General features: G+C 71.0%; 9 protein-coding genes. 8 read left to right on the forward strand and 1 reads right to left on the reverse strand.

The window, feature by feature from the left end:
• The first annotated feature begins 123 nt into the window (after positions 1 to 123).
• The 4 genes from AB0F70_RS20635 to AB0F70_RS20650 are packed head-to-tail and all read left to right on the forward strand — an operon-like array spanning position 124 to position 4446.
• Positions 124 to 1185 carry a glycosyl transferase gene (locus AB0F70_RS20635; RefSeq protein WP_357452504.1) on the forward strand — a complete coding sequence of 354 codons (1062 nt, stop codon included), beginning with the start codon at positions 124 to 126 and terminating at the stop codon, positions 1183 to 1185.
• Positions 1182 to 2672 carry a lipopolysaccharide biosynthesis protein gene (locus AB0F70_RS20640; RefSeq protein WP_357452507.1) on the forward strand — a complete coding sequence of 497 codons (1491 nt, stop codon included), beginning with the start codon at positions 1182 to 1184 and terminating at the stop codon, positions 2670 to 2672. The genes AB0F70_RS20635 and AB0F70_RS20640 overlap by 4 nt, the downstream gene beginning before the upstream one ends.
• Positions 2669 to 3844 carry a glycosyltransferase family 4 protein gene (locus AB0F70_RS20645; RefSeq protein WP_357452510.1) on the forward strand — a complete coding sequence of 392 codons (1176 nt, stop codon included), beginning with the start codon at positions 2669 to 2671 and terminating at the stop codon, positions 3842 to 3844. Before AB0F70_RS20640 ends, AB0F70_RS20645 begins: the two co-directional genes overlap by 4 nt.
• Positions 3841 to 4446, forward strand: a complete 606-nt coding sequence (locus AB0F70_RS20650) for a serine acetyltransferase (RefSeq protein ID WP_357452514.1) — start codon at positions 3841 to 3843, stop codon at positions 4444 to 4446. The genes AB0F70_RS20645 and AB0F70_RS20650 overlap by 4 nt, the downstream gene beginning before the upstream one ends.
• Positions 4447 to 4480: 34 nt before the next feature.
• Here the strand turns inward: AB0F70_RS20650 and AB0F70_RS20655 are convergent, their stop codons facing one another.
• The gene (locus tag AB0F70_RS20655) at positions 4481 to 6307 is read right to left on the reverse strand and encodes a polysaccharide biosynthesis tyrosine autokinase (protein WP_357452517.1); all 1827 of its coding nucleotides are present in this window, start codon (positions 6305 to 6307) and stop codon (positions 4481 to 4483) included.
• Positions 6308 to 6612: 305 nt separating this feature from the next.
• Here AB0F70_RS20655 and AB0F70_RS20660 point away from each other — a divergent pair, with 305 nt between their 5' ends.
• The 4 genes from AB0F70_RS20660 to AB0F70_RS20675 all read left to right on the forward strand — a co-directional run bounded on the left by AB0F70_RS20660 (position 6613) and on the right by AB0F70_RS20675 (position 12428).
• Entirely contained in the window at positions 6613 to 7557 is a 945-nt protein-coding gene (locus AB0F70_RS20660) for a glycosyltransferase (RefSeq protein WP_357452520.1), read from the forward strand.
• On the forward strand, positions 7554 to 8699 hold the full coding sequence (locus tag AB0F70_RS20665; RefSeq protein ID WP_357452523.1) for a hypothetical protein: 1146 nt from the start codon (positions 7554 to 7556) through the stop codon (positions 8697 to 8699). The genes AB0F70_RS20660 and AB0F70_RS20665 overlap by 4 nt, the downstream gene beginning before the upstream one ends.
• A gap of 173 nt (positions 8700 to 8872) precedes the next feature.
• Positions 8873 to 11953 carry a tetratricopeptide repeat protein gene (locus AB0F70_RS20670; RefSeq protein ID WP_357452526.1) on the forward strand — a complete coding sequence of 1027 codons (3081 nt, stop codon included), beginning with the start codon at positions 8873 to 8875 and terminating at the stop codon, positions 11951 to 11953.
• 133 nt (positions 11954 to 12086) lie between these two features.
• The gene (locus AB0F70_RS20675; protein ID WP_357452529.1) at positions 12087 to 12428 is read left to right on the forward strand and encodes a hypothetical protein; all 342 of its coding nucleotides are present in this window, start codon (positions 12087 to 12089) and stop codon (positions 12426 to 12428) included.
• Positions 12429 to 12559 lie beyond the last annotated feature (131 nt).

The raw sequence follows: 12559 nt of genomic DNA on the forward strand, positions 1-12559 counted from the left end.
GCCATTAACCACGGCAATACGATTTAAAACTATTGCCGGTCGGTTGGTTCGCCGATTTCCTCGGGGCGATAGGTGGGCATTTGTTTTGAGCGGGAAAGGGGAATGGTGCGTTCAAGGAGCGGCATGGGCAAGGGTGACGACCCCGCGGACCTCTCGGACGTCGAGACCGCCGTCGGCGTCCGGATCCGGGTGCTCCACGTGCTGCCCGCCCCGAACGGCACCACGCAGTACGTCGACCACATGATCGGCGGCGCACCGCCCGAGATCCAGATCCTCACGTTCTCGTGGCCGCGCGCGATCCTCGGCGCGTACGACGTGCTGCACGTGCACTGGCCCGAGTTCCTCGTGCGACAGCGGACGCCGGTCGGCCGGTTCGTCAAGGTGCTGCTCGCCTACCTGCTCCTGCTGCGGCTCGAGCTGACCGAGACGCCGGTCGTGCGCACCGCGCACAACGTCGCACCGCACGAGTCCGGCGACCGCCTGGAGCGGTCGTTCCTGGAGGCGCTCGACCGCCGGACGGTGCTGTGGATCAGGCTCAACCCGACAACACCGCTGCCGCCCGGCGTGCGGAACGCGACCATCCCGCACGGCCACTACCGGTCCGTCTTCCCGCCCGACCCCGGCACGCGGCCCGAGCCGGGGCGGCTGTTCCAGTTCGGCCTGATCCGCCGCTACAAGGGGATCGAGCGGCTGCTCGACGTGTTCCGCGCGGTCAACGACCCGACGATGCGCCTGACGATCGTCGGCAGGTCCGAGGACGCGGCGCTCGCGAAGCACATCACGGCGGTCGCCGCGGCGGACCACCGGATAGCGGCCAGGCTGGAGTTCGTGCCCGACGACGTGCTGGCGCGGGAGGTGCGCCGCGCGGAGCTCGTGGTGCTGCCCTATCAGGAGATGCACAACTCGGGTGCCGCCCTGCTTGCGCTGTCCCTCGGCCGGCCGGTGCTCGTGCCGCGCAGCGCCGCGACCGACGGGCTCGCCCGCGAGGTCGGCGAGGGCTGGGTGATCATGTACGACGGCGTGCTGCAGCCGGCAGACCTGCTGCGGGCGATGGCCGTCGCGCGGATGACCCGCGAGCGAGGGACCCGGCCCCACCTGGACGAGCGCGACTGGGAGCTGATCGGCAGGCGTCATGCGGAGGCGTACCGCAAGGTAGTGCCACATCTCGTCGGCCGGCGACAGTGAGCGGGACGTCCGTCGGCACGGACCCGGCTCCGCTCGGCAGACAGGCGGCTCGGGGCGGCGCCGTGACCATGGGCGGCCAGCTGCTCAAGGTCGGCGTCCAGGCGGTCTCGATAGTGGTCCTGGCGCGGCTGCTGGCCCCTGAGGCCTTCGGCTACCTGGCGATGGTGCTCGCTCTGGTCGGCGTCGCCGAGACGGTACGGGACTTCGGGCTGGCCAATGCCGCCGTCCAGGCGAAGACCCTTTCCGACGCCGAGCGCGACAATCTCTTCTGGCTGAACACGCTGATCGGTGCGGTGCTCACGGGTGCGGGTATCGCCTGTGCGCCGCTGGTCGCGGCCTTCTACGGCCAGCCGGAGCTGACGGACGTCACCCGCTGGGTCTCGCTCAGCTTCCTGCTGAACGCCGTGGCGACGCAGCACCGGGCGAGCCTTGTACGCGGGATGCGCCTGGGCGCAGCCGCCGTCGCGGACGTGGCCGGGCCGGTCGCGGGGCTGTGCGTGGCGATCCTGGTCGCCGTGGCGGGCGGCGGCTACTGGGCCCTGGTGGCGCAGCAGCTCGTCGCAGCGTTCGTGATGTCGGTGGGGGTGATCGCCGCCGGCCGGTGGGTCCCCGGCCTGCCGCGGCGGGACGTCTCCGTGCGCCCGTTCGTGCGGTACGGCTCGAACCTGCTGGGCGCGCAGCTGCTCGGTTACGCCACCCGGAACATCGACACCGCGATCCTCGGCGTCCGGTTCGGCGCGGGCGTCGCCGGCCTCTACAGCCGCGTGTACCAGCTCATGGCCCTACCCATCCGGCAGGCCACCTGGCCGGCCAACCGGGTGGCGCTCCCCGTGCTCTCCCGTGTCCACGACGACCCGCCGCGCTACCGCGAGTTCCTGCTCTTCGGTCAGACGATCCTGCTGCACACGATCGTCCCCGCACTGATGCTGGCGGCCGCGCTGGCCGGACCGGTCGTCGACGTGGTGCTCGGCGAGCGGTGGTCGTCGGCCGCCCCGGCCTTCGCGATCCTCGCGGTCGGCGGCGTCTTCGAGGCCGCGGGCTTCGCCCCTGGCTGGGTGTTCCAGTCGGCGGGGCGGACCGGTGCGCTGCTGCGGTTCACGCTGGTGACCAGGCCGGTGGTGCTGCTCGCGATCGGCGGCGGCAGCTTCTTCGGCATGACCGGTGCAGCGCTCGGTTATGCGGCGTCGACGGCGGTGGTGTGGCCGCTGGGCCTGTGGTGGGTCGGCCGGGTCACCGAGGCGCCCGCGCGGGCGCTGTTCTGGAACGGCGTCCGCGCCTTCGTGAGCCACGGCATCGGCGCCGCGGCCGCCGGGCTGGTCGCGAGCCGCCTGACCGACCTGGGCTCGTGGCCCACCCTCGCGGTGGGCCTGCTCGTCTGGGCCGGCGCCGTCGCGCTGCAGGCCCTGCTGTGGCGCAGGCTCCGGACGGATCTGGGCGTGCTGCTGCGCGGCGCACGCCTGCTCTCACGGAAGGGGGCGGGCCCATGAACCCTCCCGCACAGGAGACCTCCAGGAGGCAGCACGTGGACGCAGGACCCAGGACGACCCTGGTGTGGCTCGAGGGCGCGGCGGAGTCGGCAGCCGCCGGCGTGCACCTGGACGGGACGCTGAAGCGCCTCGCCGCGCTCGGGATCGAGCCCCACCGCGTGGTCGCCCGGCGTGGGCGCTCCGGCGGACGGCTCGCCCGCCTCGTCCGGCTGCTGCTCGACTCCGTGCGGCAGCCGCGGCACGGGCTCGTCGTCGTGCGCTGGCACCCGTTCGCGCTGCCGGCGCTGGTCGCGGCGCGGCTGCGGGGCGGGGCCTCCGTCGTCTGCGCGCAGGGTGTTTTGGCCGAGGTCGAGGCGGTCCACCCGTGGATCGGCAGATCCCGCCTCATACGGTGGGTGGCGCTGCGCCCGCTCGTCGTGGCGGACCGGGTGGTCGCACCCTCCGCGGGGATCGCGCGCTGGGTGGTCGAGGTGACGGGCCGGCCCGCCCACGAGGTGACGGTCCTGGAGAACGGCGCCGACATCGGCCTGTTCGCCGCCGCGCGACGTGCCCCTGAACAGCCGCCCTACTGTGTTTTCGTGGGGAACCTCGCGCCGTGGCAGGGGATCGGTGACCTCGTGGCCGCCGTCCGGCAGCCGGCCTGGCCGGACGGGCTGCGGCTCGTCGTGGTCGGCGACGGCGTCGAACGCGAGCGGGTGCTGGCCGCCCGGGCCGACGGCGTCGAGTGGCGAGGCACGCTCGACCGGGCGGACGTCGCACGCGTGCTGGGCGGGGCCACCCTCGCCTTCGCGACCCGTGGCGCCGTCACGGCGAGTGCGCGGGGCACCTCACCGTTCAAGGTGATCGAGGCAGCGGCCGCGGGCCTCCCGGTGGTGGCGACCGACGTGCCCGGTCAGGCTGAGGTGGTGCGCGACCTCGGCAACGGCGTGGTGGTACCGCCCGGCGACCCGGCAGCCCTCGCCGCGGCGGCGGCCCGGATCATGGCGGACGGCGGCTACCGCGACCGGCTGCGGCAGTCCGCCGTCGAGCGTGTCGCGGCCTACGACTGGACGGCGGGGAGCGACCGGCTCGGCGCGGCGATCAGCGCCGCGACGCGCGCCGTCGGACGCGCACGCTGGGGCCTGGGGCGCCCCGCCGACTCGATGACGGAAGGCCTGGTCGAAACGCGATGACGCATGACACGACGAACGAGACGACTCACGAGACGACGGAGGACACCGCACGCTGCGGTGCCGCGCACGGCACCGCCGACACTCGGCCCCTCGGCCTGCTCGCGGACCTCGCGGCCAACCGGACGAGCGACGACCCGCGCCGCCCGCGTACCGCCGGTGTGCTGCCGACCGTCCTCACGCTGCGCTTCCTCGCGACGTTCCTGTACCGCGCCTCCGCGCGAGCCGGCAGCTCCGTCCCCGTGCTCGGTTCGGTGCTCAAGCAGGTCAACCACGCGATCACCGGCGCGGACATCGCCTGGTCGGCGCGGATCGGACCGGGGCTGGTGCTGTGGCACCCGACCGGCGTCGTCATCGGTCCCGGCGTGGTCGTCGGCCGCGACGCCCGCATCCAGCAGGGCATCACGCTGGGCGCCGCCCGCTCACGGACCGGGCAGGACGGCGACCCCGTGCTCGGCGACGGCGTCTATGTGGGCGCCGGTGCTCGCGTCCTCGGGCCGGTACGCGTCGGCGACCGGGCCAGGATCGGCGCCAACGCGGTGGTGCTCATCGACGTCCCGGACGACGCGTCCGCCGTCGGCGTGCCCGCCCGGATCATCGCCTGACGAGATTGGTCGCGGTGCCGATCTCGAACGACAACTAGTTGTTGCCCGGGCCGTTCTGGGTGCTCAGGGAGCCGTCAGAGACCTGGACCGCCTGCAGCTTGCTCGTCGGGGCGAGGCCGGAGCCCGCGTCGTCGCTCCGGACCGGAGCCCAGACGGGGGCGATCCGCGGGATCCGCGGCACCGTGGACCGGCGCGGCGGGATGCCGTTCGTCGGTCCGCTGTCGGCGGTGACCGAAGCGCGCTCCGCGGGCTGGCCCGCAGGCCTGGGTCCGACGGGCGGTGCCGGCTGGGCGACCGGGACCGGCTCTGCCGTGCGCTCGGCAGGTGCGGGGTCCGCCGACCGGGCGCCCGCCGTCGGCTCCTGGACCGGTGCCGGACGCGCGGGCCGCATCACCTGCGCCGGCTGTGCCACGTGTGCCACCCGCGCCGGTTTCTTCTTGCCGGCGCCGCGGCCCTTCTTGCCGGACCTGCCGCCGGTGTCCTCGGTGCGCGGCTGGTACTCGTAGCCGTAGCTCGCGCGGTAGGCGTCCGCGCTGCGGCCCACCTTGTTCAGGACTATCCCGAGCACCCGGGCGCTGACCGTCGACAGGTTCGCCAGCGACTGCCGCAGCTGTTCGCGGCGGATCTGGCCGGCGCCGGCCACCATGAGCACACCGCTGGTCATCCGGGCGATCAGCGCCGCGTCGGTGACGGGCAGCAGCGGCGGGGTGTCGATGATGACGTAATCGAACTGCTCGCTCATCTCGCGGACCAGCCGCGCCATGGCCTTCGAGCCGACGAGCTCTGCGGGGTTCGGCGGCACGGCGCCCGACGGCATGACGAAGAGGCCCGCGGAGCCCCAGGGCTGGATGACGTCTTCGATGGTGGCCCGCTGGATGAGCAGGGTCGTGAGCCCCACCGACCCCTCGATGCCGAGGTATCCGGCGACCGAGGGACGACGCAGGTCGGCATCGATCAGGAGGACCCTCGAGTCCGCGTCGGCGAGCGTGATGGCGAGGTTGATCGCGGACGTCGTCTTGCCCTCGTCCGGCACCGACGACGTGACGACGAAGGCCTGCGGGCCGCCGTCCAGATCAAGGAACTGCAGGTTCGTCCGCAGCCTCCGGAACGCCTCGGACCGCGTGTGGTACGGGCTCGTCTGGACGACCAACGGGTTCTTCTCCGCCTCGTCGTCCATGGTGATGGCGCCGATGACCGACGAGTCGGTAACGGCACGCACGTCCTGCTCCGACCGCACCCGGGTGTCGGCGATCTCCCGCAGGACCGCGAGAGCGATCCCGAGGGCCGCGCCGAGGAGGAAGCCCACGAAGATCATCACGGGGATGTTCGGGTAGCTCGCGGAGCCCGGCGGGGCGGCCTCGCGGACCATCTGCAGCTGGACCGGGGAGTCGACGGTCTGCTGCGGGGTCTCCAGCTCGTCGACGCGCTCCGCGAGGCTCTCGGCGACGGTGTTCGCGATCCGCGCGGCAACGGTCGGGTCGGCGTCGGTGGCGGTGATGTCGATCAGCACCGTGTCGGTCACCGGTGCCGCCTGGACCCGCGTGCCGAGCTCGCCGGCCGTCGTGTCGAGGCCCAGCTCCACGATCACCGGGTCGAGCACCTGGGGGCTCCGCACCAGGTTCGAGTACGACACGACGCGGCGCTGGACATAGCTGGTGCCCGTAGCCAGCTCGGACGTCGACTCGGCCCCGTGGAACGACACGAATACCTGCGAGGAAGTCGTGTACGCAGGGGTCCTGGTCAACGCGAACAAGCTGGCGAGCATGATTCCGGCAAGCGCGACAGCAGCTACTGGAGCCCAGTGCTCACGGGTGATCCGGAGGTATTCGGTAACGTTCAACGCGTTCCCCTGATGATGCACGATCGTTCGGTTTCGGTCGGCCGAGAAGCGCGCCGATTTGCGTCCTGCCGATTTGCTTCCTACAGGGTCGGGCAGAGTCGCATATCGGGTTTCGTTCCCGCGCCTACCTGAGTTTCCGTTGGTAATCTAACTGACGTTCGGTTGAACCGCGCCCGCAGGGATATATGTCCTTTTCGGGGTGGATTATGGCACGCAGCGGAGGGGCGCAGTTGCGAATTCTGCATGTCACGGACCGGTATTCCGGCGGCGTCGGCCGTGCGATCGACCGCATTACGGAACTGGTTCCCGAGGCCGAACATCATCTGTTGTCCACCGGTATCGAGAGCATTGACGGCCGCGGTGTCTACCGCACCGCCGCTCAGCTTCCGGACGGGATATCGGCCCGGGTGCGGGCGGTCCGCCAGGTCGTCGACGCTGTCGCGCCCGACGTCGTGCACGCGCACTCGAGCTGGGCCGGGCTGTACACGCGCCTGCGGAGGCTGCCGGTGCCCGTCGTCTACCAGCCGCACTGCTACTACTTCGAGCGGGCAGACCTCCCCGCGCCGGTGCGCGGCGCCGTCCGGGTCCTGGAGCGGGCGCTGGCGGCGAACGGTTCGGTGGTCGCCGCGGTGAGCCGCCGCGAGGAGAGCCTCGCCCTGTCGATGGGCGTGCGAGACGTCGTACGCATCCCCAACGCGCCGTCGTCGGCCGCGGTCCGGGAGGCCGGGGCCCGTTCCGGCGCGGCGGCGGGGGACCAGAGGACGGTGACGATGGTCGGCCGGGTGGTTGCCCAGAAGGATCCGCGCTTCTTTGCGGAGACGGCGCGGTACGCCTACCGGACCGGCCTCGGGCTGTCCTTCCGCTGGCTGGGCGACGGCGACAAGGCGTTCGTGCGCGAGCTGCGGGACGCGGGTGTCGAGGTCACCGGCTGGCTCACCGCCGACGACGTCATGCGCGAGCTGGCGGCATCCGACGTCTACCTCCACTGCGCCGCGTACGAGGGGTTCCCGATCAGCGTGCTCGACGCCGCCCGGGTGGGCCTGCCCACCGTCGTCCGCCAGATCCCGGCGTTCGAGGGGACCTACCTCACCACTGCCCGGACCCCGGCAGAGGCCGCCTTCGCCGCCCACGCCGCCGTCGCGGACCCGGAACAGCGGCTCCGCATGATCGCGTCCGGCGACCGGCTCGTCGGCGAGATGGACGAGTCGGCCCTGCACGACGGCGTCGTCGAGGCGTATGCGAAGGCCACCGGCGGAGCGCTGGTGCCGTGACGGTCGATCGGACCGTGGCCGTGCGCGAGGTCGACCCCGACCGCACCATCAAGCAGGTGCTCGTGGCGCTGCTCCTGGTCGGCAGCGCCTGCTACGTGCTGCTGGGCAGCCCGTTCATACCTGCCCGGTTCCTGTACGACAGCAAGAAGATCGCGACGATCGCGGGCGGCTACCAGGGCTACGACTCCGACAAGTCCTTCAGCACGGTCGGCGCGATCTACCGTGCGCTGGGCCTTGCCGACCAGCCGATGTGGGCGGCGATGCTGGGCTACGTGCTCTTCGTGGCCGTGCTGCTCCTCTCCCTGCGCGGGCGGATCGGGAACGCGGGCCTCATGTCGCTCGCGCTGATCGCGGGCGCGATAGTTCTCGCCGTCGTCTACGTGGGTACGTACTCCAAGGACGTGTTCGTGCTCCCGATCGCGCTGATCGCGCTGTGGCGACGCCGCGGACCCTGGCCGGAGCTCGTCCTCGTCGGTGCCATGGCGTACTACGCCCACGAGTTCCGCGACTACTGGTATCTCGTCATCGGCGGCTACATCGGGTTCCGGGTGGTCATGGCGCGGGGGTTCTCGGTGCGCAGGATGATCGGCACCGCGCTGGCCGCGCTCGTCGTCCTCTCCGTCGTGTTCCAGAACTATCTGGGGGTCGAGCTCGACTTCTACCGGACGAAGGTCAACGAGGTCCGGATCGGCGACGTGGACACGCGCACCCTCATCGAGCCGTTCTTCGACCTGGAGGGTCCCGTCGGGAGCCTCCTCAACTCGGCGATAGTGCTCGTCACGTTCGCGGTGCCGCTACCGCTGTTCCTGCGACTCTCGCCGTACTACCTGGTGGTCGCCGTCTTCCTGCTGGTGCTGTGGTTCATGTTCGCCCGGGCGGTGCACCTGTCGTCGGCCGAGTCGTGGACCGACCCGCGCTGGGCGCGGCTGGTGGCGCTGGTGCTGAGCCTGACCGTCGTGCAGAGCGTGTTCGAGCCCGACTACGGGTCGTACGTGCGGCACCTGACGCCGATGCTGCCGCTGATGCTGGCGGTCATCCTGTGGCGGCCGCGGGCGTTCGGCGGGGCGGAGGCTCCGACGCCTCAAGCTTCCGTGCGGGTTCCTGGTGACGCCGACGCCGAGGCCCCCGCCGCCGCGCGATGAGGCGGCTCGCGTAGGCAGTGGTGATGGTGCTACCACCCGCGCTCGGGCCACCGCAAGCCTGTGCACGACGCCGCAATTGCCGTTACGTCTCATTCACCGCCGACTAATCTCTGCCTCCAGGTGCCCTACGCCGAGGCAGGGAGACGATGGTGCGATTCCAGCTTCTAGGTCACGTGTCCGCCCGGAGCGAGCACGGACCGATCCCGCTCGGCACGGCACGCCAACGGGCCGTGCTGGCAGCGCTGCTGGTCGAGCCGGGCGTACCTCTCTCGTCCGACCAGCTTGTTGAGCGGGTCTGGGGCACGACGGCGCCGCGCAGTGCGCGGCAGACCCTGCACAGCTACATCTCGCGGCTGCGGTCCGTGCTCGGCGCCGCAGGCGGCCCGGTGCCGACTCGTCGGTCGGGCGGCTACGTGCTCGAGGTCGATGCGGCCGCAGTGGATCTCCACCACTTCCGCGCCCTGATCACGCAGGCCCGGTGCGCCGCCGACGACACCGCCGAGTCTCTGTGGCAGGACGCCATGGCCCTCTGGCAGGGTCAGCCGTTCTTCGACCTGGACAGCGAATGGCTGCGCTCCCTCTGCGTGACGCTCGAGGCCGAACTCCAGGCGGCCCGGCTCGATCACCACGACCTGCTGCTGCGGCGGGGAGAGCACGCGCGGATCCTGCCCGACGTCGCAGCCGCGGCCGAGACCCATCCGCTCGACGAACGACTGGCCGGGCAACTGATGCTTGCCTTGTACCGGTGCGGCCGGCAGTCCGACGCGCTTGCGCACTTCCGGCTCGTCCAGGAGCGGCTGGCCGACGAGCTCGGCAGCGATCCCGGGTCGGCGCTCTGTGACCTGCATCAGCGGATCCTGCGGCACGATCCGGAGCTCGCGACGCCGCTGACTCCATCGGCGTCTACCCCGGTCGCCCCGAGCGGCTCGCGCACGGGCAGCGCGGCACGCCGTACCTCGACAGCGGCCTCCACTGCCTCGGCCGAGCCGTCGCACCGACCGGCGCAGCTACCCCTCGACGTGGCCGGCTTCACCGGGCGAGCCGATGGTCTGCGGCGTCTCGACAAACTCCTGCTGCCCGACGTCGCGAACAACCGGGCTATTCGGAGGGTAGAGATCGCCGCGATTCGCGGGACCGCCGGGGTGGGCAAGACGGCGCTCGCGGTGCACTGGGCGCACCGGGTCGCCGACCGTTTCCCCGACGGGCAGCTCTACGTGAACCTGCGCGGGTACGACCCGGACCAGCCGATGCGGCCGACGGATGCGCTCGCCCGATTCCTGGTGACGCTCGGCGTACCCGAGCGCGACATCCCGCTGGACGGTGACGAGCGTGCTGCCCGGTACCGGACCGAGCTGGCCGGGCGCCGGATGCTGATCGTCCTGGACAACGCAGGCGACGTGGCCCAGGTGCGGCCGCTGCTGCCCGGGAGCGGTTCGTCGACGGTAGTGGTGACCAGCAGGGACAGCCTGGCCGGCCTGGTCGCGGTGCACGGTGCTCATCAGGTCGATCTCGATCTGTTCCCCACGGTCGAGGCGGTGGACCTGCTGCACCGGATGATCGGGTCACGGGTCGAGGCGGAGCCGGACGCGGCAGCGACGCTTGCCGAGCAGTGCGCGCGGCTTCCGCTGGCGCTGCGGGTCGCCGCGGTGCTGGCGACGTCCCGGCCGGACAGGCCACTGGCCGAGACCGTGGCCGACCTCGCCGACCGGCAGGAGCGGCTCGAGCTGCTCGATCCTGGCGGCGATCCGTACGCGGCGGTCCACGCCGTGCTGTCCTGGTCGATCCAGCACCTGCCCGAGCAGGTGGCACGCACGTTCCGCAGGCTGGGCCTGCATCCCGGCCCTGACCTGGACCAGTACGTGGCTGCGGCCCTGACCGGCCTGGCGCCGAATGCAGCTCGCCGGGTGCTGGAGTCGCTCGTCAGCGCGCACCTGCTGCATCGGGTCGGCGTCGGCCGCTATGGCATGCACGACCTTCTGCGCGCCTACGCCACCCACCTGACGGTCACCGAGGACACCGACGGGGATCGGGGGTCGGCAGCGCAACGGCTGCTCGCCTACTACGAGGCGGCGGCGGTCTCCGCAACGGACACCCTGTACCCGGCGGAGGCGTCGTTCCGACCTGATGCCAACACACTCGGCGTCCGGACCCCTGATCTGACCAGGCCGGACGTCGCTCGGGCCTGGTTGGAGACCGAACGGTTCTGCGTGATCGCGACGGCGGAGCACGCCGCCGAGCACGACTTGTCCGGCTACGTGGTCGGCCTCACCCGGATCTTGCACCGCTACCTGGGCGACACCCACCTCACCGACCTTCTCACCATCAACGGACACGCCCTGCGGACCGCTGAACGCGCGGGTGATCTAGCCGGTCAGGCGCACGCGCTCCGCCAGGTCAGCGTCGGCTACACCAGGGTGACCAAGTACGGGACCGCTACCGACCATCTGCAGCGGGCGCTGGCTCTGTTCCGCCAGCTCGGAGACGCAGGGGGTGAAGCCCTCGCACTGAGCGGGCGTGGCATCATCAGTTGTCGGCTCGGCAACTACGACGATGCGCTCGATGATCACCACCAGGCCGTTGCTCTCTCTCGACAGGGCGGCGATCACCTCGGCGAGGCGGTCGCGCTGATCAACCTCGGCATAGTCGAGGAACGGATAGGCGACTACGCCGAGGCCGCCGAGATCGAGCATCAAGCGCTCGCCATCGTGCGGGAACTTGGTGCTCGCAACTGCGAGGCCGTAGTCCTGAACAACCTCGCCAACGCGGAGCTGGAGCTGGAGCGATACTCGCTCGCCATCAACCATGCGCAGCAGTCCCTGGCGATCATCGAGGAGCTCGGCAGCCGGATGAACAGGGCCCACACCCTTGACACGCTCGGAATGCTGCACCTTCGCCTCGGCGAGCCAGGGCCGGCCGGTGAGTGTTTCCGGCAGGCCGTCGCGCACTACAAGGATATCGGCGAGCGGAACGATCTGGCATGCTCCCTCAACGGCCTCGGCGAGGTCGCCCAGGTCACCGGAGACCCGGCCGCCGCCCTGAGCTACCACACCGAGGCGCTCGCCGTCGCGACCGAGGGCGGTTCACGGCACCAGCAGGCCCGCGCCCAGGCCGGCATCGGCCACGCGCACCGAGGTCTTGGCGATCTCGACCTGGCTCGAACTCACTACGAGCACGCCCACGCCATCTATACCGAGCTCGGCATGCCCAACAGCGCGGACATGCTCGAGCTGATGGACAAAGTGCCGGCCGCATAGCCAGCCCGTCAGGAATCAATGGTTCTGCAAGCCGCGCACAAGTTTCTTGCAATCGTGCCTGCCTACGTTGTGTATCGGCGCTGATGGCGTCGCACCACCAATGTCCGCTCAGGAACGATGGAAAGGACTCTCAGTGCTCAAGAACAAGGCAATCGCACAGAAGCTCGGATCGGCGATGTTCGCCGGTCTCATGGTGCTCACGGCTGGCGCCGCGATGGCGGCTGCGCCGGCGTCGGCCACCACCTGCACGGCCTGGAAGGGCACGACCGTAATCAACAACGCGCCCGATGAGTACCGTGCCTCAGCTTCCTGCACGGAGATCAGCGCCGACCGCAAGGTGGAAGCTCAGCTGAACCGGAACAACCAGACGGACAGGTTCAGCGACTACTTCACGACCGAGAACAAGACCTACCGCACAGGTTGGGTCGAATGCTTCTGGGGCTGCAGCGCCGAGTACAACGTCGCGGACGTCTGACCTCGGGTACCAGCCGTGGAGGGCCTTGTCGCGAAGGCCCTCCACGGGGTCGTCCTGTTCTCTCGCAAAGGACGTCGACGGAACGGTTCACGAGGGATCCGGCAGCCGCGGGTGCTTCCACTGACGAAACG

This window comes from Promicromonospora sp. NPDC023805 (assembly GCF_040639635.1).
Taxonomy (GTDB): domain Bacteria; phylum Actinomycetota; class Actinomycetes; order Actinomycetales; family Cellulomonadaceae; genus Promicromonospora.

Coding starts and splice junctions, on each gene's coding strand:
- AB0F70_RS20635 (WP_357452504.1), top strand. CDS start 124: ATGGGCAAGGGTGACGACCCCGCGGACCTCTCGGACGTCGAGACCGCC.
- AB0F70_RS20645 (WP_357452510.1), top strand. CDS start 2,669: ATGAACCCTCCCGCACAGGAGACCTCCAGGAGGCAGCACGTGGACGCA.
- AB0F70_RS20650 (WP_357452514.1), top strand. CDS start 3,841: ATGACGCATGACACGACGAACGAGACGACTCACGAGACGACGGAGGAC.